Here is a 24,956-nt window from a genome sequence, read left to right as displayed (position 1 = left end):
CTCACCGTCGCCCGCGATACAGGCTGCAAGGTCACCTACCTGCCCAGACCCACCAATAGAGCCGCCCCGCCTCGTTGAGCAGGCCCCGGGTGGCAATGGTGCACGACCAGGCGAGCATAGATCTCCTGCCGGACCCCGCCAGGGATCTGGGAACACAGGACGGGCCGGCCACCGCGGCCGCGGCCGCGGCCGAGCAGCGAGCGCTCTCGCTCCGCCGCTTCCGCCGCCTCAGCCGCGGGACCGCGGCGTGCCGACGGTCGTGTCCTCGGTGGGCGCCGGGGCGGCCACGCGCACCGCGGGCCTGGGCACACGGGTCTGCTCGGGGACGGCCTCGGCCTTGCCGCCTGGCAGCCAGTGCAGCCAGCCCGGAAGAGCCCAGGTGTACCGGCCCAGCAGGGCCATGACCGCCGGGAGCAGCACCCCGCGCACGATCGTGGCATCGATGATGATCGCCAGTGACATCCCGACGCCGAGCATCTTGTACTCGATGGCGGACAGCGTGACGAAGATGCTGAAGACGGCGACCATGATGACGGCCGCGCTGCTCACCACGCCGGCACTCGTCGCGATCCCGGTGACGACCGCCTCCCGCGGCTGCTCGCCCGCCAGCCGCCGTTCCCGGATCCGGCTCAGGATGAAGATGTGGTAGTCCATGCTCAGGCCGAAGAGCAGCGCGAACATGAACAGCGGCAGCCAGCTGGTCACCCCGCCGTACGACGTGAAGTCCAGCAGCGAGCCCAGGTGACCGTCCTGGAAGACCCAGGTGACCGCGCCGTAGGCGGCGGTGATCGACAGCAGGTTGAGGACTATCGAGAGGACGGGGACGGCCAGTGACCGGAAGGAGACGAGCAGCAGGATGAAGGCCACGGCGAGCACGAACCCGAAGACGACGGGCGTGGCGTCGTTCAGCGCCCTGGTGAAGTCGTAGGGCTGGGCCGTCTTGCCGCTCACCGCGTATTCGATGCCGTCGACCTTGCCCAGGGTCTCGGGCAGGACGTCCTGGCGGAGCGTCTCCAGGGCGCGGTTGGACGTTTCGTCGGTTCCCGAACCGGCGAGCGGCACCTTCACCACGAGTGCGTCGCCAACCGGCGTGGTCGTGATCGGGGTGCCCAGCTGTCCGTCCGTGTCGGCTGCCTTCTCGCGGCAGTGCGTCGACGGCGTCGCGCACAGCGGGGTCGTCCACCTTGTCGCCCCAGACGACGACCCTTGCCGGGGACGGGCCACCAGGGAAGGCCGTGTCCATGCGGAGCACCGTTTCGACGGTGGTGATGGAGTGCGGCAGGCTGTCGGTGATCGTCGGATCCTGCAGGCGCATCCCCGTCGCCGGGAACGCGACGGCAAGCAGGGCGATCAGCGCGGCGCTGCCCCACACCAGCGGGCGGCGCACCACGGCGCGGGCGACGGCCGCCCAGGCCCGCGACTCTCCCGCTGCCGTGCGGCGGCGGCCCAGCCACGGGATGCGCCCCTTGTCCACCCGGTGGCCCAGCACTGACAGCAGAGCCGGCAGCACGGTCAGAGACCCGATCACGGTCAGGCCCACGACGATGGTGGTGCCGACGGCCAGCCCGCGGAAGACGTCCATGCCGGTCAGGAACAGGCCGGACAGGCAGAGCATCACGGTGACACCGGAGATCACCACGGCGTAGCCGGAGGTGCGGGCGGTGATCCGCAGGGCCTCCTGGAAGCCCCGCCCCTGGTTGCGCTCCTCGCGCTCCCGGCGCAAATAGAACAGGGAGTAGTCGATCCCGACGGCCATACCGATCAGCAGCACCATGGAGGAGGCGGTGCCGTTGATGGGGATCACATGGCCGAGCGCCTGGAGGAATCCGAGGGCGGCGAGCACGGCACTCGCCGAGAGCAGCAGCGGGACGCCCGCCGCGATAAGCGCGCCGAAGACGAAGAGCAGGATGACCAGGGTCAGCGGGAATGCGATGACTTCGGAACGCTGGAAGTCGTCGTCGTAGGCGTTGTCCACCGCGGCCTGCATGCTCATGTCGCCGACCTCGCCCACCCACACGTCCTTGTGGCGCTCCTGGACGGAGCTGACGGTCTCGAAGGCCGTGTCGAAGTGGGTTCCCAACTCCTCCTCGGGCCCCTTGACCTCGAAGACCACCAGGCCGGAGCGGCCGTCCTCGGACACAAGGCCGTCGTTGCCCTCCTCCAGCGGCGAACGGACGTCGGTCACCGCCGCGGACTCGCTCTTCAGGGTCCGCACCAGGTCGCTGACCGCCGCCTGGATCTCCGGGGAGGAGAACCGGGCGCCACTGTCGGCGTCGCGCGGCTGGACCAGCACGTTCTCCCTAGCGGGTACTACCGTCTGCTGCGCGCACAGCGCCTCCTGGGCACGCCCCGACTCACCGGGGTCGGTCGTCAGAGCCTCGTCACCCTGCACCAGGGCGCTGGCCGGTAAGGCGACGACGACCAGGGCGAACCAGCCCGCGATCGCGGTCTTTCGGTGGCGTACCGACCATCCGGTGATCCGTTCGACCAGCGTGCCGCGGGGAGTGTCGACCGCCTCGTGGGGGCTCGACTTGCCATTGCCTGGCATGACCTATTGTCCTTTCCAGGGAAGTGTGTGCCTGTGAGAACTCGCCTGCGGCGAGAGGGAGCGCCTTCCGTGACTGGGCCGACGAGTTGCCGCTCGTCGGCCCAGAGTCCTTCTTCGGTGCGTCCGGCGCCCCGGAGCCCTATTCGGTCTCTTTGAGGATCCGCTCGACCTCGTCGATGCGGCCCTGCATGTCGACGCGCAGGCGGCCGAGCGGACCCAGCACGGTGACGACAACGCGGTCTTCGTTCATGACCTGCGAGTCACTGTCCGGTCGGTACTGTGTCGGTGCAAAGCTTGGTTGCGGGATGGGGCTGAGACTCCTGACCTCGAAGGGCCCGGCAGTGCTGTCGCTGCTCGGCGACGGAGTGTTCACCCCGGGGCGCGCTGACCACTGGGGTTACTTCGCGGATGATGCCGCGGTGCCGCCCCATGGCTCCGCCGTTCTCGCGGTCGGCCCGACGTAGCTGTTATGGGTGTGATGCGCCCACCTGACCCTGATGGTGGTTCGTTGAAGCTCGGCAGGTACGCGAGCAGGCACGGCCTCCGGTGATCACGGAGTGTCGAGTTCGCTGATCACCACAACGGAAGACCGTGCCTGCTGCGTCATCACCACCCATTCCCGCCGGGCTGGGCCAACTCGCGGGCTGCGATCCGGCCTGGCCCGACGAACTGCCCGATCTGCTGGCCCGGCTGCACGTCCTGCCTGATCCACGCCGCCGCCGGGGGCGCCGCCACCCGCTGCCGTACGTCCTGGCCCTGGCCGCCTGCGTGGTCCTGGCCGGAGCGAAGTCCCTCACCGCGATCGCCGAGTGGGCCGCCGATGCCCCTGATCGCCTGTTGTTTTGCTGCGGCGCTGTACTGCGCGATCTCGACCGACCCTGCCGGGCGCCCAGCGAGGCGACCGTGCGCTGCTGGTAGTTCCGGCTATCAGAAGTTGCGCAATGCGGTGCTGTGCTACCGCCCGATGTCAGTCGTGACGGGCGAGCTTGACCGCGGAGACGAGCAGGATCACGGCCAGCAGCGGAATCAGCACCAGGTTCGGGAACATCCCCAGAAGCAGGCCGCCCAGCACCGCGCCGGCGATGGAGCCTGCGGCCATGATCGTGGTGCAGCGGATGTTGGCGCCGAGGACGGCGAAGCTGCCGTCGCGGCTGTAGCGGGCGAAGGCCACCAGCATGGTCGGCAGGGAGACCAGCACGCGGCCTTCGAGCGCGCCGTGTCGCCGGTGCACGCGGAGGTCACCAAGCGCCTCCACGAATTCTGCGTCGCGGGGACGGAACGCGTACCGGCTCGGCCTGGTCGCCGGGAAGGGGCTCCCGCGGCGCCTTGGGACAACGCGCGTCCCGACGGTCAGGCGCCGCAGGCCCCGTTTCCGCCGAGGCTGATCATGGCGCGGTACAGCTGCTCCTCGGTGAGCGGCGGTGCCGGTAGCGGGTGGGCGCGGTCGGTTCGGAAGCCGTCGAGCAGAAGGTAGAGGTGGCGGCGCCAGGCGTCCGGGGCGATGGCGTGGGTGGCCTCGGTGACGCGGCTGTGCGACCAGATGACGAAGGCAAGGTCCTCGGGGGTGAGGTCGGGGCGCAGGCTGCCCTGCTCCTGCGCACGCTCGACGATGTGTACGCCGAGTTCGCGGATGCGGGTCTGGGCGCCTGCCAGGCAGGCGCTCTCCGGCAACCGTATGGAGGCCAGGTCGTTGAACCCCCGGTCCTGTGACTGGAGTTCGCACATGGTCTCCAAAAAGTGGCACAGCCCCGCCCAGGCGTCATCCATGGTGACGGCCTTCTCGGCGGCCTCCCGCCAGACGGCCAGCTTCCCGGCGAAGGTTGCCTGCACCAGGTCCAGCCGGGTGGGGAAGTGCCGGTACAGCGTGCCGATGGCCACCCCGGCCCGCTTTGCCACCTGCTCCAGGGGTGCCTCCATGCCCTGCTCGGCGAAGCAGGAGCGGGCCGCGGTGAGCAGGGCCTCGCGATTGCGCTGCGCGTCGCGCCGCAGGGGGCGGACGGGGGCCGGGTTCCCGGCGGAGGCGGACGGACGGTCGATGGCCATGTCACTCAGGCTACCAACCGGAGGGATGCCTCATGTTCTCTGCTACGATCCAAGAACATGAGGCTGCCCTCGACTTTCAGTCCTGACCGCTGACGTGGCGGGAGGCGCCCTTCATCCGACCAGCCCGTCCGACCACAGGAGCACCACCCATGCCCGTCATCGCCGTCATCGGAGCAGGCCCCGGCCTGGGCCTGTCCATCGCCCGCCGCTTCGGAAGGGAGGGTTTCCAGGTCGCCCTGGTCTCCCGGACCCAGGACAAGCTCGACGCGCTCGCCGCGCGGCTCGCCGAGGAGGGCATCGAGGCCGCGGGCTTCGCCGCGGACGTGACGCGTCCCGACTCGCTGCAGTCGGCGCTCACCGCGGTCGCCGACCGGCTCGGGGCCGTCGACGTACTGGAGTACTCGCCCGCCGACCCCACGTTCGTCGGCGCCGCCGCCGTCGACGCCACGGCGCAGGACCTCCAGAAGCAGCTCGACTACTACCTGTACGGAGCGGTTGCCGCGGTCCGTCAGGTGCTGCCCGCCATGCTCGAACGCGGCAGTGGCACCCTGCTGTTCTCCACGGGCGCCTCCTCGGTCCGGCCGCTCGGCGGCGCGTTCGGCAGCGTCGGCGTCGCGGCGGCGGCCCTGCGCAACTACGCCATGGCCCTGGGCATCGACCTCGCCGAGCGCGGAGTGCACACCGCGCACGTGGCGATCGGGGTGTTCATCGGCAGCGGTCCCGGCACCGAGCCCGAGACCATCGCCGAGCACTACTGGGACGCCTACACCAAGCGCGACCAGGCCGAGATCGTCCACACCGTCCCCGGCGGCATCTGGTGAGCACCTCCGGCACGCCCGCTGCGAACACGGCCAGGCCATCCTTGGTGAAGATCTTCCGAGCCGCCAACAAGGTCATACGGCCGCTGCTCGCCTCCCGCTTCCACAAGCCGCTGAGCGGGCGCCTGATGCTGCTCACGTACAAAGGGCACAGGACGGGCCGCCAATTCACGGTCCCCATCGGCTACTTCGACTGGGATCCCGGCACGGTGCTCGCCATGTCCTCCCAGCTCGGCTGGATCCCCAGCATGCGCCAAGGGTCCGCCGTCCGCCTGCGCATCCGGGGTCAGGACCACGGCGCCGTCCCGACGGTCGTCGAGGACCCTGAGGAAGTCGCCGCCCTGCTGGGTGAGTTCGGCCGGCGCAAAGGGCCCAAGGCCGCCAAGGGGCTGATGCTCGGCCTCCCAGGCGACCGGCAGCCCACCGGCGACGAGCTGCGCACGGCCGCCGCGAAGACCCGCTTGGTCTGCTTCCGGATGGAGCCCGAGCGGCCAGGCCGGTAGCACTCGACCGGCTGATGCGGTCGACGGAGACCCTTCTCGCCCGCAAGCACTCCCACCATGAGCGCCAGGAGCGGATCATCACCGAGGCCCCGGCCGACCGCCGGCCGGACCCTGAACGGCAGCAGGCACTCCGGCTGGTCGCCATGGCCGGAGTCGGCACACTGCGCCTGCCCATCGAGATCTGGAGCAGCCTGGAACGCCATGGGTCGCTGGCCATCTGGACGAGGCATTCGCGGCAGTGCAATCCGAGTTGACCCGGTGACTCGACTGCGCCGGACCCGCGGCTCGCACTCCGGCTAGGGCATGGCCGTCCGCTCCCGGTTTGTCCGGACCTCCGAGCGCCAGCCCCGAGGCCTGAGCCGGTCGTCAGCCGCGTTGAGCGATCTCGGCGGCGTAGGTGTTGTCTTGGCCGCCGATGCGTTTCCAGGTATCGGCGGTGGTCTGATGGATGCCGAGCAGGCGACTGACGACCACGGCAGGCAGTTCGGAGGCCAGCTCGACCAGCGCGGTGCTACGTGCCATCCGGGGCCGGATGCCGAGAGCGTGCAGTCTGCGCATCACCTGGCTGCGGCTGAGGGGCCGGCCTGGGTATCGGCCAGGGAACAACCAGCGCTCGGCCGCGGTGGAGCCCGCCATCGCGTCGGCGTGAAGGGCGAGCAGGAGTTCGTCCAGAGGCGGAGGCATCTGGGCCGGGATGCTGCCGAGCCGCAGCGCCACCGCATCGGCGGTGACGTGTACGTCGTCGGTAGTCAGTTCTGCGATGCGGTGGGGCTGCTGTGCGAAGAGCAGAGCGAGGAGGCCGGTGGTCTTGTCCACGATCGGAATCTCCTCGTCGTGGATGAGGCGGCTGACCAGGCTCCAGCGGGCGTCTTGGGCAATGAGTTGGCCGGTGAAAGCGGGGGTGCCGAGGGGCACGGCCAGCTGCCGGGTGTGGCCCTTACGGCTGGTCCAGACGAGGAAGCCCTGCACGCGCGGGCCGCGGGCGGGGTTCTCGTCCAGCCAGGCGTCGATGAGGTCCTGGGAGCATGCGCTGAGCGGGGTGTTCTGGCTGCTGAGCCAGTTGAGCAGTTGGATCACCTGCGTGACGTAGGCGCGGGCACCGTGGACCTGCCCGTGGGTCAAGCGGCGGCGGCGCGAGACGGTACGCAGTCGGCGCAGCAGGTGCCAGGCGGCGTACGCGTGCAGCACCTTGCGGCTCTCCGGCACATCTACCTGTGCGATCTTGCCCGGCAGCCAGCGCTCGAAGGTGGAGAGCCGCTCGTCGCGTGGCGGCAGGGCTCCGCCGACGACGAGGTGCATCCGGAGGTTCTCGACGACCTTGGTCGGGCGGAGCTGGTCCAGCGTGTTGTGGGTGACAGGTCCGTGTCCGGCGGCAAGAGCGTGCAGGACGGTCGCGCGGCCCGGCCGACGGGTGAGCCAGGCCAGCAGGCTGACGGGCTGCTGCTGCAACAAGGCGTGGAACACGGACTCAAGATCGGGACGCATGCGGCCGTCGACGCTGAGCATCTCGTGGAGTCGGTGGCGCACTGCGCATCCGGGGCACAGACCGCGGTGGTGGAGCCGGGTAGTCGTACCGCATTCGCGGCAGGGCTGGCGGTTGGCCGGGGGCTTGTTCCAGCAGGTCCCGCAGAGGCCGTCGCCGTCCGGTGTACGGGCATGGATCCGCATGACTCTTCCGCACACGGCGCACGGCTGAGGCGTGGCACCGCACCCGGTGCACATCGGGTCTCCATCCGCGGTCCGGTAGCTGACGATGTGTTCACGCTGGCAGACGACACACACCTCGCGCTTGCGTCGCTTCCTCTTGCACGACTCACACAAGGGCGCGTCGGTGGCGGCATGAAGGCAGGGGCGCTCCCCGCCGCAGTCGGAGCAGACGGTAGTCGGAAGCTGATGGCAACGTTCGCACAGCAGCTGGTCGCCGTCCCGGGCCTGGATGTACCGACGCTCCCCGCACCTCGAACACACCTGGTGGGTGACGGGGTTGTGGTAGCGGCAGGAGTCGCACAGGGGGCGGCCGTCGTGCGTGCGACCCATCGCCGGACGTGTCCGTCCGCAGCGGTGGCATGGCTCCGCGTCCAAGGCCCTGCGGCAGTCGTAGCAGCAGCGGATCCCGTCACGAACGTTGGAGAGGGGGGCGCTTCGGCCACATTGCGGGCACGGCGGGATCACCAAGTTCTCGGCGCCGCGCTCTCTGAGGGCTTCGATCAGGGCCAGGGTCTTCGCGGGGCCGTGCGCGCCTTGGCCGGTCAACAGGTCGGGAATGTCCTCCAGGGCCCACAGAAGTTGCCGCTGTCTGGCACTTACCGGTTCGACGCTGCGGACGGCATCGGTGATGGCCCTGTCGGACATGGCAGGGCACACCTGCTGGATCAGTCGACACATCAACCCAACCGGATCGGCGCCGCCGTCAGGTGGGTGGAACCGGCATCGCGGGCGACCCTGGCGGTCGCGAGTCCGTACTTCGGGCCGGCCGCAGATGGCGCACGGGTTGGCATAGCGCCATCGGCGGTCGGCGCATCGCCCGCAGATCCGAGCGTCGCTGTCCGGAGCCTTGCCCTTCAGACGCCGGGGCTGGCCGCACATTCCGCACAGTGGTGGCTGGACATGCTGGGCACCGCGCTCACGCAGGGCCTGTACAAGCCGTTCCACAACCGGAGGGAACTCCGGCCGACCATCCGTCAGCCAGGCGGGGTCCTGCTGGAGCAACAGGGCGAGCTGCCTTCGCTGCGGGCTGTGGCGGAACGTGTCGGTGACCACCTTCTCGACCAGGCCCTGATCAAGATCTGGCTCGATGGCACAGACCGCTTCCGCGATCACGGACTCCGGCTCGAAGGCGTGCCGTGGGAGAGACTCGTCCACGGACTACTCCTCCGTGGGAACGATGCGAGCACGCTTGGGCCGGAAGTCACCAAGCCCTGCTGCTGGCCCCGCTGGTGCGCTGTCCGCCCTGCCGGCGGTCGCCGTCTTCCTGCCGGAGGCCCGGGCCGCCACCGGCTCGATGAGGTCTTCCATCGAGCAACCGAGGATGTCGAGCAGAGCCATCAGCGTCTTGAGGCTCAACCGCTCGGGACGCTCCACGACCAACCGGTAGACCTGGCTGGGTGACAGGTCGATACCTCGCTCGGCCAGCAGCGGGCGAAGGTCGGTGGTGGAGTACATGCCGCGGGTGGCCATGACCTCCCGCAGATGCCACTGATAGTCCAGGCTAGCCATCACGCATTCTCCCTACTGGCCGTTGTGCAGGGCCTTGTCCAAGACCTTGCGCATCATCGTGTTCATGAAGTCGCTGCTCACGCCGGTGTAGAGCGCGGTTGTCGAGGCGAAGCGGTGCCCCACCTGCCGCTGGACGAACGCCGGGTCCGCGCCGTCCTCGATCTGGTGGGTGACGTGGCTGTGCCGCAGGCAGTGCGGCACAAGGCTGGACTCCAGGCCGAGAGCATCGCGGTACTCGGCGAAGCGGTCCTCGATCTCCCGGGCCTGAAGCCGTCCGCCGCGCTCGGTCGGCCACAGGGCCGCTCCGGCCGAAGTCCGGTAGCGCGGACGGATGTTGGCGACGTAGTCGTCAACCGCGTCCACGGCCCAGGGCATGACGCTGAGGACCGTCCGTCGCTTCGGCGGCGAACCCTTCGACCTCTTGCCGTACCGGACGTGGAGGGATCCGAACCGGGCCAGTTCCGGGGCCTTGGGATTGCGGTACCAGTCGGCGAGATCGAGCTTCGACGCCTCCGTGCACCGCAGCCCCCCCACCCGTAGATGACCTTGTAGACCGTGGCATCCCGGTAGGCGGCAAGCGCACCCTTTCGGCCGAGTCTGATGGCGCGGTCGACCTGAGCGTCGGCGTAGTCGAGAAAGAGCTGGATCTCCTCCCGCGTCATCGGCCGACGGCTCGCCTCTCCCTCGTAGTCAACGAGATGGGCAGCGGTGTTCCACTCGTGGCAGATCTGTACCGGGTGCGTGCCGAACCGCAGTTCGCACTCCTGCGGCCCAAAGGTCACCACCGCACCGGCCCGAGCCTGCACGCGCTGGTGAAGGACCTGCCATGGAAGGAGGTGCCGTTGCTGGACCGCACCCGGGCCACCGCGCACGGCCGTGACGAGATCCGCCGGCTCAAGGCGCCACCGTGCCGGGGCCGATCCGCAGCCGAACGCCACCGACCTCGACCGGAACACCCCCTTCGGGATGAGCGCGGACTGTCAGCCGTTCCCGCACGCCGACCAGGCACTACAGATCGTCCGCCGGCGGCGCACAGTGCGCACCGGAAGGGTGTCGGTCGAACGCGTCTACGCGATCACGAGTCTGACGGCGTACCAGGCCGGCGCTGCTGACCTTGCGGAACGCGTTCGCGGACACTGGGCTATCGAGAATCGTGAGCACCACGTCAGAGATGTGACGTTCGGGGAGGATGCCTCGCGAGTGCGGAGCGGCAGTGCACCGCGGGCGATGGCCTCCCTGCGGAACCTGGCCATCGGCGCGCTCCGTCTGGCGGGGCGGGACAACATCGCCGAGGGCCTGCGCCATCACGGGCGGGACATGGCCCGGCCGGTGGCAACCCTCGGACTCGCGTGATCATTCCGGACCGATCGCGAGAACGACGGAGCCCTGCCCTGTGCGGGCGGTGCTCGACGGAGGCATGACTTCGCAGTGAGCTGCCGGCCGCACGGTCTTTGTCGGTGCTGGGTACCGACGCCACGGGCGGGGTGTCGGCGCATTCGCCGTGGCGCTGTTGATGGGCGTGCTGCCGGAGCAGATCCGGCAGCTACGGGTGTGCGGGTCGTGTTCGCCGGGCGAGGGCCTCCACCATGGCCCGGCCGGAGACGCCCAGGATGCTGGAGACCACGGCGGACACCTTGAGGACTGCGTCCTCCAGGAGCTCGACCCCGCGGGCCGGGACGCGGACGGCGGCGGGCGCACCGGTATCGGCGGGGCGCTGGCACGCACCGCCAGAAACCCCTACATCCGCCAACGTGACGGCACCGGCCGGCTGCATAGCAAGGTCTCCACGATTCGAGGGGATTGACAGCCTCGGCCTGGCGGACCCAGCCGCGCGGAAATCGTGTCCGTGCGTGCGACTTCGGACGGCTCAGATCTCCTGGGGCTTGTAGGAGCTGGGTTCGCGAAGGGTGACGCGGCGCAGAAGGTCGACGGTTTTGGTGACGCCCTCGACGGGGGCCACAAGAACGTCCTCGTGCTCGATGCTCAGGACGTCGTCGTAGCCGGCTCGGCGCAGGGCGAGGCAGAAAGCGCGCCAGAACGCGTCGTCGTGGCCGTAGCCGAGGGTGACGTAGTTCCAGGAGCGTTCCTTGGCGGCCATGACCGGCAGCGTCTCCAGCCTGCTGGTCAGCGCCTGCCGGGAGGGTTCCAGCCGGGTGTCCTTGGCGTGCACGTGGTAGATCGCCTCGCCCAGGGTCTCGATGGCGGCCAGCGGGTCGGCACCCATCCACATCAGGTGACTGGGGTCGAAGTTGGCCCCGACCACGGGCCCTGCCTCCTCGCGCAGGCGCAGGAGGGTGGGGACGTTGTAGACCGCCTGGTGGGCGTGCATCTCCAGAGCGAGCTTGAGTACGCCCCGGTCACGGGAGTGGGCGACGAGGTCTCGCCAGTACGGGAGTACGACCTCGGACCATTGCCAGTCGAGGATCTGTGTGGTCTCCGGCGGCCAGGAGACCGTGATCCAGTTGGGGTTGGCGTCGCCCGGTCCGCCCGGCAGCCCGGACATCATCACCACGCGGTCGACGCCGAGGAGCGGAGCGAGAGCGATCGTCCCGCGCGCGACCTGGTCGTGCTCGCGGCCGCTGGGCCCGGGGTGCAGGGGGTTGCCCGAGCAGGTAAGGGCGCTGATCGTGAGCCCTCGGTCGGCGACCTTGGCCAGCAGTTCACGGCGCGCGCCGTCGCTGTCGAGAAGCCGGTCGATGTCGATGTGCGGGGCCGTGGACCAGGCGCCGGTGGCGAACTCCACGTGGTCCAGGCCGAGTTCGGCGGCCAGGTCCAGGGTCTCGTCGAGCGTGAGCTGCCCGACGCTGTCGGTGTTCAGACCGATCTTCATGATGCGTCCCGTCTGCGGTGTGATCGGGCGGGGAGTGGTCGTTCCCCGCTGGTTCGGTGTGCCGGTGGTAGGGGTCAGATGTAGAGGGCTGGGCGGTCGGCGAGTTCCACCTCGACGCGGCGGCCCTCGGTCTGGGCGCGGATGCCCGCCTCGCAGACCGCGGCCACGGCGTAGCCGTCCCAGGCGCTGGGGCCGGTGACCTCGCCGCGCCGGGTGGCGTCGACCCATGCCTGGACCTCGCGGTCGTACGCTTCCTCGAACCGCTCGACGAAGCCGGGGGTGACCGTGCCGCCCCAGCGTCCGCCGGTGCTGACGAGCATGTCGTGCCGGTCGCCGATGCGGGCGGTGCCGTGCTCGCACACCGCCTCGGCCTGGACCTGGTAGCCGTAGCGGGCGTTGACGTAGATCTCGACGTCGACCAGGGCGCCGCCGTCGGTTTCGAAGACGACGAACTGGGGATCGGCCAGTCCTTCGGGCGCGTTGCCGGAGGGCCGCGGCCGCATGACGGTGACGGAGGTGATCTCCTGGCCGAGCAGCCAGCGGGTGATGTCCATCTCGTGGGTCACGGAGTCGTTGATGAGCATGGCGCTGGTGAAGTCCGGCGGACAGGACGGGTTGCGGTGCCGGTTGTGCAGCATCAGCGGTCGGCCCAGTTCCCCGCTGTCCAGCAGCGCTTTGAGCTTGATGTACTCGTGGTCGTAGCGGCGCATGAAGCCCACCTGCACCCGGCGGTGCCCGAGCCGCTGCTCGGCCTCCAGCACGCGCAGGGCGGAGGCGGCGTCGGGGGTGAGGGGCTTCTCGCACAGGACGGGCAGGTCGTACTCGAACGCGGTGAGCAGGGCCGCCTCGTGGGCGACGCCCGGGGAGGCGAGCACTACGGCGTCGACGTCGGGTGAGGCCATCGCTTCGGCGACGTCGCCATAGGCCGCGCATCCGTCGATGTCGGCGGCAAGCGCCTTGGCGCGATCGATGTCGACGTCGACGACGGCGGCCACATGGGCGCCGCTGGTCACCTCGCTGATACGGCGTACGTGGTCGGCTCCCATGCGGCCGGCGCCGATCACGGCGACTCCTACAGAGGCGTGGTGGGTCATGCGATTCCTTGCCTGGGGGTGGGGGGCGGCGGTGACGGTCAGCCGTGGGCCGGCCGAACCCACACGGGTCCGGCCGTGACCCGGGTCGCAGGCGTCACCGTGTTCCCTTGGCCGCGAACGTGGCGACGGCGGCGACATTGGACTTGTCGACGAAGGCCGGGCCGGTCAGCACAGGCGCCACGCCACCGCCGCTGTAGTTGCCGTTGTTCTTGTAGAGCCAGAGGGAGTCGACCGCCAGGTAGCCCTGCAGGTAGGGCTGCTGGTCGACGGCGAACTCGATGCTGCCGCCCTGGATCGCCTTCACGAGTTCCTTGTTGAGGTCGAAGGTGGCGACCTTGGCCTTGCTGCCGCCGTCGGACACCGCCTGTGTGGTGGTCAGCGCGACCGGGGCGGCGAGGGTGACGACGTAGTCGATGGAAGGGTCCTGCTTGAGCTTGGCGGTGATGGTCGACTGCACGGACGGCATGTCGGCGCCGTTGACGAACAGGTTTTGCGTCGTGCCCGAGAAGCCCTTCTTGACGCCCGCGCAGCGTGCCTCGAGGGCGACCTGGCCCTGTTCCTGAATGACACAGGCGATCTTCTTGGCACCGAGGGAACTCAGCTTCTTCCCGACCGCCTCGCCCGCGACGGTCTCGTCCTGGCCGAAGTACTCGAGCAGGCCCTGCTTGTTCCAGTCGTCCACACCGGAGTTGAAGCCGACCACGGGTATACCGGCCTGCACCGCCTTGGCCACGGTGCCCTTCATGGCATCGGGCTTGGCGAGGGTGACGGCGATGCCGTCGACCTTCTGGTCGATCGCGTTCTGCACCAGGTTGGCCTGGTTGCCCCCGTTCGGGTCGGAGGAGTAGACCAGCTTGATGTTGTCCTTCGCAGCCGCGGCCTGGGCGCCCTTGCGGATGGTGTCCCAGAACGTGTCGCCGGGGACCGCGTGGGTGATCATCGCGATCGTCATGCGGGGCGTGGTGGCCTCGCCTGCGGAGACGCCACCGGCGCTCTCCTCCGACTTCTTGCCGCCCGAGCTGCTGGTGCAGCCGGCGACCGTAAGGACTGCGCTGGCAGCCATGGCCACGAAGATGGTGAATCTGCGAGAGCGGGAGGGAAGCGAGCGGTTCATTTCGGCACCTCACTGTGCTGACTTGCGGGAAGGGGTGATCCACCGGCGGGACACAACACATCCCGTTGTGGATCGGGCGGGGAGTTCTTGGGTGGCCGGCGCTGCGGCTCGGGATGGGGATCAGACGGTGAACGCGGCGCGGAACCGCTCCATGGCGGTGTGACTGTCGCCGGAGGGCCATGCCTCCAGGGCGACCGTGCCGTCGTAACCGAGGTCGGCAAGGGCGCGTGCGACGGCCGGATAATTGATCTCTCCGGTGCCGGGTTCACGGCGGCCGGGCACGTCGGCGACCTGGATCTCTCCGATCAGCCCGTCGCCATGCGCGCGGCGGACAAGCTCGATGAGGTTTCCCTCGCCGATCTGGGCGTGGTACAGGTCCAGATTCATCCGCAGACCGGGCCGATCAACTGCCGCGACCAGGGAGAAGACGTCGGCGGCCGTGGCGAACGGGACACCGGGGTGGTCGACGGCGGTGTTGAGGTTCTCCAGAGTGAAGGTGACGCCCGCGCTTTCGCCCAGTTCGGCCAGGCGGGGGTGAGCGTGCGGTGGGCGTTGATCCACATCTCGCCGGTGGCCTCGCCGGTCACCGGCACCATGGGCAGGCCCTCGCGGTCCAGGCCGGTGCCGTGCAGGTTGAGTCGGGGGCAGCCGAGATGCTCGGCGGCCTTGATCGACTCCTCGGCTGTGCGCAGGAGTTCGGCTGCGCCGTCCGGGTCGGTCAGGGTGCCGCGGATGTAGCCGGTCATCGAGGAGAACTCGGCGGGGGTCTGGGCCAGTGCGCTCAGGTCGTGCCGGGTCCAGTCCCAGATCTCGGCCTGGAAGCCAGCCTCGTGGATGCGCCGGGCCCGCTCCTCGATCGGCAGGTCCCGGAAGACCATCTCGGCACAGACCGCCAACGTGTACATCGCAGCTCCAGACTTATAACGTTCTAAGAGAACAGGAGCAGTACGCCAGGCACCGGGAAGCCTGTCAAGGGTTTGTGCAGACATTTGATTTATAACGTTGTAGCAACGTTGACCAGTGCGTGTCCTGCTTGGCTCGGTCTACGATCACCTCCGAGAAGACCCTCGACCAGGAAGGCCGACGGTGCCATCGCGATCTGCCGTCCCGGACGGAAAGCGGCCGACGCTCAGCGACCTCGCGGCGCGGGCAGGTGTCTCCGTGCCGCTTGCTTCCATGGTCATGCGCGGTGCCAAGGGGCCCAGCGCGGCAAGTCGCGAGCGGGTGCTGCGGGCCGCGCAGGAGATCGGCTACCGGCCGGACAGCAGGGCACGCCTCCTGCGCAGCAGCCGCTCGCACCTGGTGGGAGTGCAGTTCGACCTGCAACAGCCCTTCCACGCCGACATGGTTGAGGCGCTCTACGCCGCGGCGGGGGCGGCCGGCTATCAGATCGCGCTCAGCGCCGTCGCCGCGAGCCGCAGCGAACAGGAGGCGGTGGAGACGCTGCTTGCCGACCGCTGCGAGGCGTTGATCCTGCTCAGCCCCCATGTCCCGGTGGCCCGGCTGGCGGAACTCGGGGCTCAGCTGCCGGTCGTCTCCGTGGCCCGGCGGCTGCGTCCGCTCGCGGACGGCGTGGACGTCGTCCGCGCGGCCGACGACGAGGGCGCCCGCCAGGCGGTCGACCACCTCGTGGCACTCGGCCATCGCGACATCGTCCACATCGACGGGGGCAGGGCGCCGGGCGCGGCCGACCGGCGCCGCGGCTACAAGTCGGCCATGAAGCACCACGGCCTCACCGACCGCATCCGCCTCGTGCCGGGCGGGCTGACCGAGGACCACGGCGCCGCAGCCGCACGAACACTCCTCGCCGAGGCCACCCGCCCCACCGCCGTCCTCGCCTTCAACGACCACTGCGCCATCGGCGTCCTCGACACCTTCCTGCGCGCCCGTATCCCTGTGCCCGACGAGATCTCGGTCGTCGGCTTCGACGACAGCCACCTCGCCCGCCTCGCCCACGTCCAACTCACCACGGTCGGGCAAGAAGCCCGCCAGCTGGCGCGCCGGGCCGTGAGCCGGGCCGTCGCCCGGCTGGAGGGTGGGGCGACGGACGACGAACGAGAAGTCGTCGTCACACCACACCTCGTCATACGAAGCACCACCAGGGCACCTTGCCGCTCCTGACCCGCGCTGCTCCACGTCCCGGCTCGATCTGGTCGAAGTTCCACCGCGACCCCACGGGACCACCCGCAGCTTGTCCCGACAGCGCCTGTGGGCTGCGAGGGTGGCTAGCGGGATGGCCAGGTAGCAGGAGTTCGGGATGCCCGCCGGTGGCAAGCGGCCCCAGGCGGCACGCAACCGGCCTGTGGCGATCTGCTGCTCGATGAGACGAGCCGGCGTCGGCGGCAGGAGCACAGGGTTCTTGTCGAAGGTGAAGTAGGCTCGCGCTCGTCTTGGTGGAAGCCGTCGGTCGTCCATGTGGACGATGCGGATGAGGGGCAGGCCGTAGAGCCGGATCAAGACGCCGACGATCCGGAAATTCCACAGGCAGTGAGGCATCCGTCAGGCCGCGACGGAGTTGGCCCTCGTGTTCCTCGTCGTCGAGGAAGAGCACCGGCATCGTCGTCGGGCGTCCGGGATACTCGAGGTCCTGGGTCAGGCCGCGCTTGTTCGTCCACCTGATGAAGGCGGCGTTCGCGCGCCGTTGGGAGGTCTTGGCCTGGGCGAGCCGGACGTCGAGGTGGGACTGTGTGAGGTCGGTGAGCTGGATCTGCTGGCTGTCGATCCACTGCATGAACTCGATCGCAGCGCGGATCTCGTTGCGATCGGCACTGGAGGCGTTGAGCGAGCAGCGGCCGCGGTCTGCGCGTCGGCGCGCGTCGCGGATGACGAACCACTCGGCGAAGGGCCGAATGATCTCTATGTGTGTGGCGGGCAGGTCTTTGGTCGGCGCACGGGCCGGTGAATCGGCGTTCATGCTCGTAGCAGGAGCGGCAGATCGCCCCATTCTCTTCCGAGCGCATGACGATGTGTCCGTTTTCTCCGCAGCGTGAGCACGGCCGGAGCGCGGTCCGGCTGACCCACCAGTCACATGCCCGGCCTTGCGGCGTGGGGCGCGGGAGTTTACGTCCGGCGCGGCCGCAGATCGCGCAGGCGAGCTGGGGTGACGGCATCGCCGTGGCCGGCCGCCTCCAGCGTCTGCAGGAGCCTGGGCAGGGGTCCCTGCAGTACGGGGACGAGGCGGGCAGTGCGTCGGGGGCCCGGCTATGTGAGCGTCGAGTTCGCGTGTCATCTGCTGGCTCTATGCCTTGGCCTTCGCCAGGATCGCTTGGGCCGCCTTGGTCGTCAGCCTGGGGCCGACGATGCGCCGCAGGAGAGCGACGAGCCGGCCGCGCACTACAGCAAGTTCGTGCCGGGCGGCCGCCTCGGAGGGCCTGACCCGTCGAGTGTTCACAAGCGCCCGGGACGGCGGATGACGGTCCGCCGCGGAGCACTCGGCGCCGGTCCCGTCTCACCGTCGGCGGTCCTGCGGACCTGGACGTTGACCACCTCGGGCTTGATCAGGTCGTTCGGGGTGCATTCCAGGATGTCGCAGAGCGCGACGAGGGTGTCCATGCTCATCCGCTGCGGGACCTGAGTCACCAGCCGGTAGACCTGCTCACGGGAGAGCGTGATGCCGCGTTCGGCTAGCAGCGGCACCAGATCGGAGGTCTGGAACATCTGCCGCTCGGCCATAAGCTGCCGCAGCTGCCACTGGTACCCCATCTTCTTGATCACGGTGTCACGTCCCAGTAGTCGCCCAGTCGGTTCTTCAAGGAAGCCTCCAGCACGGTGTTGCGGTACTCGTTGGAGACCCACATGTAAATCGCCGTGGTGGATGCGTGGGAATGGCCGACATTTTCCTGTACGAACCGGGCCGGATAGCCGAATTCGGTCGCGTGTGTGATCCAACTGTGCCGCAGGCAGTGCAGGTCGAGGTCCTCATCGAGGTCGGCGTCCCGGCGGGCGGCGACGCATGCCTCGTTGATCGACCGCGGGGACAGCCGGCCGACCCGCTCGGTGACCCACAGAGCGGGGTGCCGCCCGGCTTGACCATCGCGCGCAGCAGATCGGGACTCGCCGCGGCGAGGTTGTCCTCGGCGAGGGTGTGCAGGGGCAGACTGAATGGTGCGGTCATCGTGCTGATCTCCTTCGAGCTTCGACATCTCGAAGATCAGCCGGTGGCCGTTCATTTATGCGGGCACCATCCATGCCGGAGCAAAACCCCCGTATCAGGTCGAACCCGTACACCACTTCCCAGGACGCAACCCCAGTTCATCTGGCTCTACATCGTGTGCCTGGTCTGTCAGCTCGGTCTGGCGGGGTGACCGCCGTCTGTGGGTGGGGGCGGTGCGAGCGCCGGTCCGCGCAGGAGGGCAGCCGTCAGCTCACGGCCTGCGATGATCTCGTCCTGCGGCGCTGCCGGACGGGGCCTTCCCAGTGCCTGATAGAGCAGGTCTCGGTGTATGTCGAAGACGGCTCCCACGAGATCCGCGTACCGCACTGCGCTCGCGATCAGTGCGGTACGGGCGAGCAGGCTGCCGACAGCGGCCAGGAGAAGGGCCCACGGGGTGAGCGCCGTCCAGACGGCCAGCAGGACTGTCCATGTCCACCAGAGCGCTATCAGGTCGAGTTCGGTCTTGGCCCCGGCGACCTCCGTGCGGGTCTCCTCGGGAAGCAGCAGCCACAGTGGGGGCCAGCAGCGCACTGCGTCGAGGCCGTATTTGTCGTGGACACGGGTTCCGCCGGCTCGTAGGACGTTGCCGAGCCGCGTGGGCATCACCTGGCTCCGGTGCCCGGGAATCTGCGTCAACCGCTGTTCATAGACGAGGAGTTGGTCGAGCAGGGAGGGGTCCACCGCTGTCGCCCCGTCCTCTTCGTCTTGGGCCGCCTCGGCGATCTGTGTGTACAGCGCGGCCCATTGCTCGTCCCACGTCTCTTTACGTCTCCACTGGCGCGCGACGAGCCGTTTCCTGAGCGGTGACAGGGTGCGCGGCCAGTAGCCCTGGAGTACGAGCAGGGCTCCGCGGGCCAGTTGCTCAGCCAGCACGCCAGATGCCGCGATCAGCAACAGTACGACGACGAGTACAGCGAGTTGACCGACCGGGGTGAGCTGGGCGGCACGGTCCCACCAGACGGTGGCGGCCGTACGGTCCGTGAGCAGCCAGGCGCAGACACCGACGGCCCAGAATCCGCAGGCGGGGCTGAGCAGCAGGCCGATGGCGTGTTCCGAGACTCGGGCGGTGAGACCGGCCCAGAAGCTGGTGATCACCGTGGGGTCCGGGGCGCGGGCTGCACTCGGACGTCGTGGGTGGGGCAGCGCGGTGGTAAGACGCCGACGCTGCGCCGGTACCAGACGTAGTCGTCGTCTACGGGGCAGGCGTAACGCGGCGCGATGACCAGCTCGCCCAGGCCGCCGGGGCCGTGTCCTCGGCGGGCGGCATCCTCGGGGACGCCGTGTGCTGCGAACTTCGCGGTCCAGTGCGCGGTTTCCGGGTGGGTACGCAGCAGCGCGCTCACCTCCGAAGCAGCGGCTTGCTCGTCACGGGTCGTCAGGGCGAGTGCTGCGGCGAGACAGACGTCCAGTTCCCGGTGTGTGTCCGGCCGCTCAGGGAAGAGGTCGACCAGGTAGGGGCGGATCGCCCGGCCTGCCTCCAGTATCTGCTCGCCTGCCGGTTCCATGGTCACCATCCCGTGTAGGTGAACGCAGCCCAGTAGTCGGGCGCGGCGTGCGAGCGGGCCGCCCGCCAGCCCGCTTCCAAGCTCGTGTCGGACGGCGGTTGCAGGGCCGTCAGGCCCGGATAGGCGTCGCGCTTCTCGCCGTTGGTCGTGTCGCGCAGCCAGCGTTGCGCGACACGCAGTGCCTGGGCGGGTTCCTCCCCGGTCCGCCACAGGTCGAAGAAGCGGCGTACCAGCAGCGAGCTGGCCACGTCCTGGATTTCCCACAGGGTTCCGACGACCCCGGCCGTGCCCGCCTGGATCATCGCGGCGGGTAGGCCGATGGCCTCTTCCGGCAGCTGTGTCCCGATCACGGCGGTCTGGCATGCCGACAGCACCGCGAGCCGGGCCTGCAGGCCACGGGTGTCCAGCAGGTCCCGGACGGTGACCGTGTCGGTGCCGGTGAGGTACAGGGTCCCGGAGAGCGGGGCGAAGACGTCCGACCGGCCATGGCAAGCGAAGTGGAGGACGTGGTGTTCCGGGAGCGCAGCCCGTACCCGCGCGGCCGTCGCCGCCTCGCCGGAGAGGCGCTGGCCACGTCCCCACAGGGCGAGTACGTCGCGAGCCTCGTCTGTGGCATGAGGCAGTGGGGGCATGTCCTTGCGCTCGCCGACGTCGACGGTGAGCAGCGTGTCGGATTCGACGCGTCGTGCAGCGAGCGCCGAGCACGCGGCGAGGACCCGAGCGCTGGGGGCCACCGTCAGGGCGCAGACGTCAACGACGAAGTGCGGCCGCGAAACGCCTTGGGGGTCCGGGGGCACGACGTCCGGGAGCCTGGCGGCGTGCAGGGGCAGCAGTGCCAGCAGCCCGTACGGGACGATGGCCAGCACACCGTCGCGGGGCAGTAGATCGAGGATAGGCACGAAGAGTGCCTCGCCGAGCCAGCGGGTGACCCGGTCCAGTACGCGCCGCCAGCGTTCGGGATCTATCGAGCGCGTGTACTGGGCGGAGGCCAACTCCGCCGCGTGGAGCGACACTTGGTCGGCGTCGACGCCGACCAGCGGTCGTGCCGTGATCCGGCCTGCCTGGTCCACCGCGAGGGCGATGGCGCCGTGTGCGCCCGCTGCGAGATACAGCAGCGGGCGGTTCCGGGCCGCCGCACGTACATCCTCGACGTCGGGCGCGGCAAGGAACTGGGTGAATCCGGGGACCTGCCGGATCCGTCGGACGATGTCGTGCTGGGCGTCCTGCGCCGCTCGCTGTCGCTTGAGGGCATCGGGGTCGGTGGCCGCGCGTCCTTGCGTGGTGAACAGCTTCTCCAGGTCCGCCAGCCGTACCCCCGAGGCGTGGAAGGCGTCCGCCAGGTCCGGGTGTCCGGCATCCCGCAGCCGGTCGAGCGCGGACCGGTCGCAGGCCAGGGCGTCGGCCAGAAGCCGGGCACGGCCGTGTTCGAGCGCGCGGAGAGCTCCTTCCGTGTCGTTGGTGCCGACCAGCGACACCGCCGCGTCCGCGTGGAGAGCAGGCGCCTGTCCCAGGGACATCTCGCGGTGGGGGCGGGCGGTCTGGATCCGGTAGAGCCGGTCGGCGGCATCGAGCGCCTGAGTCAGCGCCTGGGCCGATTCCGGCCAGGCCGCGCGCTCGGCGGCCCACAACCCCCAAGTCCGGCAGACCCGCAGTCGTACGGACGGCTGGAGCTCGGCAGCCTCGGCTGCGTCCCGGAAGGTCCGGCTCGCGGTGTCCGTGGCGTCGGCTGCGCTGTCCGGGCGGGCCGCTCGCAGGCTCAGCACGGACGCCAGGCCGAGCAGCCATTCGGCCCGCTCGGCCGGAGGTGCGGTGGCGACAGCCTCTCGGGCGGCCGATTCAGCCTCGGTGAGGTCGGCTGCCCGGCCGAGCAGGCAGTAGCGCAGGGTGAGAGCCCGCCCGAGAGCGCCGTACACATGGGCTCGGTCGGCCGACTGTTCGGGAGCGGCAGTGACGCCCTGCTGGGCGGTCTCGACGGCCTCGGCCAGGACTTTCAGATCGAGTGTCTGTTCGGCCTGCTTGCATAGGCTGTGGGCCAAGCTGCCGAGGCGGGCCGGGCGGGAGCGCGCCTCGGCCGGGGTGATGGCGAGCAGCCGACGGGCGGCCTCCACGCCGCTGTCGGTGCCGGAGTCCGGTTCGGCCGGCCCTTTCGGGGCGATGGCAGGGCGGGGCTTTCTCAGGACCTCCTGCATGCCCATCGCGTTCTGCTGCAGCCGGGCGAGGTCGGGGGCCGATGACGGGATGTCGGCCATGGCCGATTCCGTCAGAGCCAGTGACCTTTCGGCATCCTGGACCACCCCATGCAGCCGGTACCGCCCGGCGAGCGCGACAGCGAGGTTGCCCCGCACCCACGGCGACCCCGGCGTCTGGCGCACGGCCTCCTCCAGGACCTCCACCGCCTCGGCTGCGTCCTGCTGGTGCCCGGGCAGTTCCGCGCGGGCGATCAGACAGCAGCCGAGCGCGTCCAGAGCAGCAGCTGACCGGTCGTGCGCCACGGCGCGGCGTGCCACGTCGACCATGGCTACGGCGTCGGCCGGGTCTCCGTAGTGCTTGAACCGCAACAGGAGCGCCGCGGTCAGCCGGACGCAGCTCGTGCTGCGGTCGGGGGGGCCTTGCGCCGCGGCCGCGGAAGAGCTTTCCGCCTCGGTGAGCACGGTGACGGCCTCGTCGATCACGGCGTGCTCGGCGCCGTGATCGAAGGCGACCGTCAGCTGACCGCCTAGGGCGTGCAGCGCGGTGGGCAGGACCGAGGCGAGGATGCGCCGCTCGTCACGCATCGCCGCGATGAGTTCGTCCGGGGGCTCGGCGGCGGGAGTCGTCGCGTGCCGTTGCACCAATGTGCCAAAGGCCGCCCGGGCATCGTCCTCACTCCCCATCAGCGACACGCAGCGACGCCCCGCGTCGACCGCCTGATGCGCGAGCTCTCCCGCCCTGCGCAGCTCCCTCTCGTCGCCCGTGAGCTGAAAGCTCTCCAGTGTCATCTCGCTGACCTTCGCCAGCAGCAGGGCACGGCCGTAGGCCCACTCATCGGCCCAGGCCGGATGTCCGAGCAGCTTCTCGAAGATCCAGCGCGCTTCCTTCAGCCTGCTGGGATCCCCGTCCTCGTCGTATTGCTTCTCCACCTGGCCGATGTGCTGGGCGGCCCGCGCGACAACAGGGTGAGCCGACACCGCCCGCGTCGCGGCGCCGGGATCGAGCAGCGGCTGTGCGGTCGCCAGGTGCAGCAGTGCTTCGAGGGTCACTTCGGTCATGGGTCCTGCCTCTTTGGCTCCCCGGTCGAGCCGCCGGGAACGCCGCGGGGGACGGAGACGGCACCCGGAGGGGAGGTGCTGAGCGTCTTCGCCAGCGACGACCAGCGTTCTGCTTCCGCCGGTTGTCCCCGCATGGCCTCGATCTCGGCGACCCGGGAGGCTGCCCGGGCGTGGCCGTGTGCCGCCGCGAGCACCAGCCAGCGGAACGCGGTCTCCGGATCACTCGAGCGGGTCAGGTGATGGAGGTTGTACATGGAGCTGGCCGCGCCCAGGCGGGCGCCTTCGTGGTACCAGCGCAGCTCGGCTCCCTTGTCGCCCGCCTCTCCGGCCAGGACACCGAGGTTGTGGGCGCCCCGGCCATCGCCCTGTGCGGCGGCCTGGTGATAGGCGCGGCGTGCCGCGTCCGTGCGGCCGAGCCGGGCTTCGGTGATGCCCAGCATCAGCGGCGCGTCCTGCAGTCCGGGTTCGGTGGTGACAGCCTTACGCAACCACAAGGCTGCCTCTTCGTCGGCGTTGCGCATCAGCAGGACCTGCCCCAGGTCCCGCATGCTCGCCGGGTGTCCCTGCTGTGCGCAGGCCCGCCAGACGGCCTCCGCCGCCTCGGTGTTGCTGCCGGCCAGATACGCCTCGCCATACGGGTAGACCTGGTCGATTTCGCCCTCGGCGACCGCTCGTTCCAGCCAGCGCACGGCGGTGTCCGGGTGCCCGTGTGAGGAGAGCAGCGCGGCGAGCAGGAGCTGGGAGGGGGTGTCGCCGGCTTCGGCGGCCTGTTCGAGCAGTTCCTCGGCCCGCTCGAGTAAGCCTCGCTCGACGAAGTGCGCCCCTAGAGCGGCTTTCGCCTCCAGGTCGCCCCCGGCCGCCACCTGCTCCAGCCAGTGCACCATCGTGGCCTCGTCGCCCCGCTCCTTGGCCAGGCGGGCTTGGAGCAGGGCGTTCTTCGGGTCGCCGAGCAGCCCGGCCCACTCGGCCCAGCGTTCAGCCTCTTGGTGGTCATCGCGGGCGGACGCGGCGAGCGCGAGGGCACCGGACGCATCGATGTCCCCGGCTTCCGCCGCATAGCGCTCCCACCGGTCGGCCTCGTCCTGGGCACCGACCAACCGCAGTTCATCCACCAGTCGCCCGGCCGCCTCGGGAGCGTTCTCGATGGCCCGCTCCAGCCAGGGCCGGGCCTCGTCCTGACGGCCCGAGAACAACAGCAGACGGCCCAGGTGGAAGACCGCGTCGGCATCCTCCTCGTCCGCCGCGCGGCGCAGCCAGCTCTCTGCCTCGGCCGGACGGCCCGCGTCGACCAGAGCGCACCCAAGGTCCCCCATGGCTACCGCATCGCCGTGGTCGGCGGCGGCGCGCAGCCACTTCTCCGCCGCGTCGAGCATCCGCTGCCGGGCCAGGGCGTCGCCGATCACCTGCGCCGCGCGGGGGAAGACACGGCTGTGCGGACCGTCGGCGGGCGCCCGGTCAAGCCATCGCCGGGCCGCGTGGAGCCGCTCCGGCGTCCCCGTGATCCACGCCCGCCGTGGCACGTCATTCATCCGGCAGTCTCATCCGTGCGGGATCCGTCCCGGCGCTGCGGAGGAAATCCACCCAGGCCGCACGCTGCCGGATCACCTCCAGCATCGTCGGGGCGCCGATCATCGCCGCGTACACTCCCACCAGCTTGAGACCGGCCTGCCCCCGGTCACCGAGCAGTTCGGGCTCATCCCGCACCACGGCCAGCACCTCGCGCGCGCTCCCGGCGCGCAGGAGTGCGGCCAGGGCAGGGAAGATCCGGTCATCCGGGCCAGCCCCCTCCATGGTTGCGAGATAGTCGAAGACCGCGCTCCGTTCCCACTCCCCCTGGGACGGGTGCGCTTCGTCCCGCGCCCTGCCTCGCCGTCGCCAACCGCC

At 69.9% G+C, this 24,956-nt stretch carries 28 protein-coding genes and 1 pseudogene; 9 read left to right on the top strand and 20 right to left on the bottom strand.

What is annotated here, in order from left to right:
• Positions 1–228: 228 nt before the first annotated feature.
• Positions 229–1,224 (bottom strand): MMPL family transporter, encoded by a 996-nt coding sequence (locus tag ACFYO0_RS45285; protein ID WP_388687966.1) that lies wholly within the window; start codon positions 1,222–1,224, stop codon positions 229–231.
• A 208-nt stretch (positions 1,225–1,432) separates the two neighbouring features.
• Positions 1,433–2,548 (bottom strand): annotated as a pseudogene (locus tag ACFYO0_RS45280) (MMPL family transporter); the annotation flags it as partial.
• Between the two features lie 305 nt (positions 2,549–2,853).
• Between ACFYO0_RS45280 and ACFYO0_RS45275 the strand changes: the two are divergent.
• Positions 2,854–3,012 carry a hypothetical protein gene (locus ACFYO0_RS45275; protein WP_388687964.1) on the top strand — a complete coding sequence of 53 codons (159 nt, stop codon included), beginning with the start codon at positions 2,854–2,856 and terminating at the stop codon, positions 3,010–3,012.
• A gap of 127 nt (positions 3,013–3,139) precedes the next feature.
• Positions 3,140–3,466: a transposase family protein gene (locus ACFYO0_RS45270; protein WP_388687962.1), complete on the top strand. Its 327-nt coding sequence runs from the start codon at positions 3,140–3,142 to the stop codon at positions 3,464–3,466.
• Between the two features lie 49 nt (positions 3,467–3,515).
• Here ACFYO0_RS45270 and ACFYO0_RS45265 read toward each other — a convergent pair whose 3' ends face one another.
• On the bottom strand, positions 3,516–3,779 hold the full coding sequence (locus tag ACFYO0_RS45265) for a hypothetical protein (RefSeq protein WP_388687960.1): 264 nt from the start codon (positions 3,777–3,779) through the stop codon (positions 3,516–3,518).
• 119 nt (positions 3,780–3,898) lie between these two features.
• A complete protein-coding gene (locus tag ACFYO0_RS45260) occupies positions 3,899–4,591 on the bottom strand; it encodes a TetR/AcrR family transcriptional regulator (RefSeq protein WP_057577256.1) in 693 nt (230 codons plus the stop codon).
• Positions 4,592–4,740: 149 nt separating this feature from the next.
• On the opposite strand from ACFYO0_RS45260, the gene ACFYO0_RS45255 reads away from it, so the two are divergent.
• The 3 genes from ACFYO0_RS45255 to ACFYO0_RS45245 are packed head-to-tail and all read left to right on the top strand — an operon-like array spanning position 4,741 to position 6,166.
• On the top strand, positions 4,741–5,412 hold the full coding sequence (locus tag ACFYO0_RS45255; protein WP_388687957.1) for an SDR family NAD(P)-dependent oxidoreductase: 672 nt from the start codon (positions 4,741–4,743) through the stop codon (positions 5,410–5,412).
• Between the two features lie 44 nt (positions 5,413–5,456).
• Positions 5,457–5,912 carry a hypothetical protein gene (locus ACFYO0_RS45250; RefSeq protein WP_388687954.1) on the top strand — a complete coding sequence of 152 codons (456 nt, stop codon included), beginning with the start codon at positions 5,457–5,459 and terminating at the stop codon, positions 5,910–5,912.
• A 14-nt stretch (positions 5,913–5,926) separates the two neighbouring features.
• Positions 5,927–6,166 (top strand): hypothetical protein, encoded by a 240-nt coding sequence (locus ACFYO0_RS45245; protein ID WP_388687952.1) that lies wholly within the window; start codon positions 5,927–5,929, stop codon positions 6,164–6,166.
• Between the two features lie 112 nt (positions 6,167–6,278).
• Here ACFYO0_RS45245 and ACFYO0_RS45240 read toward each other — a convergent pair whose 3' ends face one another.
• The 3 genes from ACFYO0_RS45240 to ACFYO0_RS45230 all read right to left on the bottom strand — a co-directional run bounded on the left by ACFYO0_RS45240 (position 6,279) and on the right by ACFYO0_RS45230 (position 9,662).
• Entirely contained in the window at positions 6,279–7,439 is a 1,161-nt protein-coding gene (locus ACFYO0_RS45240; protein ID WP_388687949.1) for a hypothetical protein, read from the bottom strand.
• Between the two features lie 1,338 nt (positions 7,440–8,777).
• Positions 8,778–9,131 carry a helix-turn-helix domain-containing protein gene (locus ACFYO0_RS45235; RefSeq protein WP_388687947.1) on the bottom strand — a complete coding sequence of 118 codons (354 nt, stop codon included), beginning with the start codon at positions 9,129–9,131 and terminating at the stop codon, positions 8,778–8,780.
• Positions 9,132–9,140: 9 nt separating this feature from the next.
• Positions 9,141–9,662, bottom strand: coding sequence for a tyrosine-type recombinase/integrase (locus tag ACFYO0_RS45230; RefSeq protein ID WP_388687945.1), 522 nt, complete (start codon positions 9,660–9,662; stop codon positions 9,141–9,143).
• A gap of 342 nt (positions 9,663–10,004) precedes the next feature.
• On the opposite strand from ACFYO0_RS45230, the gene ACFYO0_RS45225 reads away from it, so the two are divergent.
• Together ACFYO0_RS45225 and ACFYO0_RS45220 are read left to right on the top strand one after the other, a co-directional pair.
• Entirely contained in the window at positions 10,005–10,481 is a 477-nt protein-coding gene (locus ACFYO0_RS45225; protein ID WP_388687942.1) for a transposase, read from the top strand.
• A 148-nt stretch (positions 10,482–10,629) separates the two neighbouring features.
• A complete protein-coding gene (locus ACFYO0_RS45220; RefSeq protein WP_388687941.1) occupies positions 10,630–10,932 on the top strand; it encodes a hypothetical protein in 303 nt (100 codons plus the stop codon).
• Between the two features lie 63 nt (positions 10,933–10,995).
• Here ACFYO0_RS45220 and ACFYO0_RS45215 read toward each other — a convergent pair whose 3' ends face one another.
• The 5 genes from ACFYO0_RS45215 to ACFYO0_RS45195 form a co-directional block, all read right to left on the bottom strand.
• On the bottom strand, positions 10,996–11,958 hold the full coding sequence (locus ACFYO0_RS45215; protein WP_388687938.1) for a sugar phosphate isomerase/epimerase family protein: 963 nt from the start codon (positions 11,956–11,958) through the stop codon (positions 10,996–10,998).
• Positions 11,959–12,032: 74 nt separating this feature from the next.
• Positions 12,033–13,052, bottom strand: coding sequence for a Gfo/Idh/MocA family protein (locus ACFYO0_RS45210; RefSeq protein WP_388687935.1), 1,020 nt, complete (start codon positions 13,050–13,052; stop codon positions 12,033–12,035).
• 94 nt (positions 13,053–13,146) lie between these two features.
• Positions 13,147–14,166 (bottom strand): sugar ABC transporter substrate-binding protein, encoded by a 1,020-nt coding sequence (locus ACFYO0_RS45205; RefSeq protein WP_388687933.1) that lies wholly within the window; start codon positions 14,164–14,166, stop codon positions 13,147–13,149.
• 120 nt (positions 14,167–14,286) lie between these two features.
• Complete coding sequence (locus ACFYO0_RS45200; protein WP_388687972.1) at positions 14,287–14,655, bottom strand: TIM barrel protein; 369 nt, start codon at positions 14,653–14,655, stop codon at positions 14,287–14,289.
• Entirely contained in the window at positions 14,550–15,071 is a 522-nt protein-coding gene (locus tag ACFYO0_RS45195; RefSeq protein ID WP_388687978.1) for a hypothetical protein, read from the bottom strand. Before ACFYO0_RS45195 ends, ACFYO0_RS45200 begins: the two co-directional genes overlap by 106 nt.
• 181 nt (positions 15,072–15,252) lie before the next feature.
• On the opposite strand from ACFYO0_RS45195, the gene ACFYO0_RS45190 reads away from it, so the two are divergent.
• Positions 15,253–16,287 carry a LacI family DNA-binding transcriptional regulator gene (locus ACFYO0_RS45190; protein ID WP_388687930.1) on the top strand — a complete coding sequence of 345 codons (1,035 nt, stop codon included), beginning with the start codon at positions 15,253–15,255 and terminating at the stop codon, positions 16,285–16,287.
• A 403-nt stretch (positions 16,288–16,690) separates the two neighbouring features.
• Positions 16,691–17,068, top strand: coding sequence for a hypothetical protein (locus ACFYO0_RS45185; protein ID WP_388687928.1), 378 nt, complete (start codon positions 16,691–16,693; stop codon positions 17,066–17,068).
• Between the two features lie 336 nt (positions 17,069–17,404).
• Here ACFYO0_RS45185 and ACFYO0_RS45180 read toward each other — a convergent pair whose 3' ends face one another.
• The 8 genes from ACFYO0_RS45180 to ACFYO0_RS45145 all read right to left on the bottom strand — a co-directional run bounded on the left by ACFYO0_RS45180 (position 17,405) and on the right by ACFYO0_RS45145 (position 24,863).
• Positions 17,405–17,557 (bottom strand): hypothetical protein, encoded by a 153-nt coding sequence (locus tag ACFYO0_RS45180; RefSeq protein WP_388687925.1) that lies wholly within the window; start codon positions 17,555–17,557, stop codon positions 17,405–17,407.
• Positions 17,554–17,880, bottom strand: coding sequence for a helix-turn-helix domain-containing protein (locus ACFYO0_RS45175; RefSeq protein ID WP_388687923.1), 327 nt, complete (start codon positions 17,878–17,880; stop codon positions 17,554–17,556). The genes ACFYO0_RS45180 and ACFYO0_RS45175 overlap by 4 nt, the downstream gene beginning before the upstream one ends.
• Positions 17,877–18,335, bottom strand: coding sequence for a tyrosine-type recombinase/integrase (locus tag ACFYO0_RS45170; protein ID WP_388687919.1), 459 nt, complete (start codon positions 18,333–18,335; stop codon positions 17,877–17,879). The genes ACFYO0_RS45175 and ACFYO0_RS45170 overlap by 4 nt, the downstream gene beginning before the upstream one ends.
• 113 nt (positions 18,336–18,448) lie before the next feature.
• Complete coding sequence (locus ACFYO0_RS45165) at positions 18,449–19,414, bottom strand: hypothetical protein (protein WP_388687917.1); 966 nt, start codon at positions 19,412–19,414, stop codon at positions 18,449–18,451.
• On the bottom strand, positions 19,411–19,824 hold the full coding sequence (locus ACFYO0_RS45160) for a hypothetical protein (protein WP_388687914.1): 414 nt from the start codon (positions 19,822–19,824) through the stop codon (positions 19,411–19,413). The genes ACFYO0_RS45165 and ACFYO0_RS45160 overlap by 4 nt, the downstream gene beginning before the upstream one ends.
• Positions 19,825–19,826: 2 nt before the next feature.
• Positions 19,827–23,072, bottom strand: coding sequence for a CHAT domain-containing protein (locus tag ACFYO0_RS45155; protein ID WP_388687911.1), 3,246 nt, complete (start codon positions 23,070–23,072; stop codon positions 19,827–19,829).
• Complete coding sequence (locus tag ACFYO0_RS45150) at positions 23,069–24,601, bottom strand: tetratricopeptide repeat protein (RefSeq protein WP_388687908.1); 1,533 nt, start codon at positions 24,599–24,601, stop codon at positions 23,069–23,071. Before ACFYO0_RS45150 ends, ACFYO0_RS45155 begins: the two co-directional genes overlap by 4 nt.
• Positions 24,594–24,863 carry a hypothetical protein gene (locus tag ACFYO0_RS45145; RefSeq protein ID WP_388687906.1) on the bottom strand — a complete coding sequence of 90 codons (270 nt, stop codon included), beginning with the start codon at positions 24,861–24,863 and terminating at the stop codon, positions 24,594–24,596. The genes ACFYO0_RS45150 and ACFYO0_RS45145 overlap by 8 nt, the downstream gene beginning before the upstream one ends.
• Positions 24,864–24,956: the final 93 nt, after the last annotated feature.

Source organism: Streptomyces sp. NPDC006365 (genome assembly GCF_042870755.1).
Lineage (GTDB): Bacteria > Actinomycetota > Actinomycetes > Streptomycetales > Streptomycetaceae > Streptomyces > Streptomyces xiangluensis.
Note: the sequence above shows the minus strand (reverse complement) of the source record. Positions and strands in the feature narration are given on the sequence as shown.

Excerpts from the sequence above, each read along its gene's own strand:
- ACFYO0_RS45275 (WP_388687964.1), top strand. The coding sequence starts at position 2,854 with ATGGGGCTGAGACTCCTGACCTCGAAGGGCCCGGCAGTGCTGTCGCTG.
- ACFYO0_RS45260 (WP_057577256.1), bottom strand. The coding sequence starts at position 4,591 with ATGGCCATCGACCGTCCGTCCGCCTCCGCCGGGAACCCGGCCCCCGTC.
- ACFYO0_RS45255 (WP_388687957.1), top strand. The coding sequence starts at position 4,741 with ATGCCCGTCATCGCCGTCATCGGAGCAGGCCCCGGCCTGGGCCTGTCC.
- ACFYO0_RS45245 (WP_388687952.1), top strand. The coding sequence starts at position 5,927 with ATGCGGTCGACGGAGACCCTTCTCGCCCGCAAGCACTCCCACCATGAG.
- ACFYO0_RS45215 (WP_388687938.1), bottom strand. The coding sequence starts at position 11,958 with ATGAAGATCGGTCTGAACACCGACAGCGTCGGGCAGCTCACGCTCGAC.
- ACFYO0_RS45210 (WP_388687935.1), bottom strand. The coding sequence starts at position 13,052 with ATGACCCACCACGCCTCTGTAGGAGTCGCCGTGATCGGCGCCGGCCGC.
- ACFYO0_RS45205 (WP_388687933.1), bottom strand. The coding sequence starts at position 14,166 with ATGAACCGCTCGCTTCCCTCCCGCTCTCGCAGATTCACCATCTTCGTG.
- ACFYO0_RS45195 (WP_388687978.1), bottom strand. The coding sequence starts at position 15,071 with ATGTACACGTTGGCGGTCTGTGCCGAGATGGTCTTCCGGGACCTGCCG.
- ACFYO0_RS45170 (WP_388687919.1), bottom strand. The coding sequence starts at position 18,335 with ATGAACGGCCACCGGCTGATCTTCGAGATGTCGAAGCTCGAAGGAGAT.
- ACFYO0_RS45160 (WP_388687914.1), bottom strand. The coding sequence starts at position 19,824 with ATGGAACCGGCAGGCGAGCAGATACTGGAGGCAGGCCGGGCGATCCGC.
- ACFYO0_RS45155 (WP_388687911.1), bottom strand. The coding sequence starts at position 23,072 with ATGACCGAAGTGACCCTCGAAGCACTGCTGCACCTGGCGACCGCACAG.
- ACFYO0_RS45150 (WP_388687908.1), bottom strand. The coding sequence starts at position 24,601 with ATGAATGACGTGCCACGGCGGGCGTGGATCACGGGGACGCCGGAGCGG.
- ACFYO0_RS45145 (WP_388687906.1), bottom strand. The coding sequence starts at position 24,863 with ATGGAGGGGGCTGGCCCGGATGACCGGATCTTCCCTGCCCTGGCCGCA.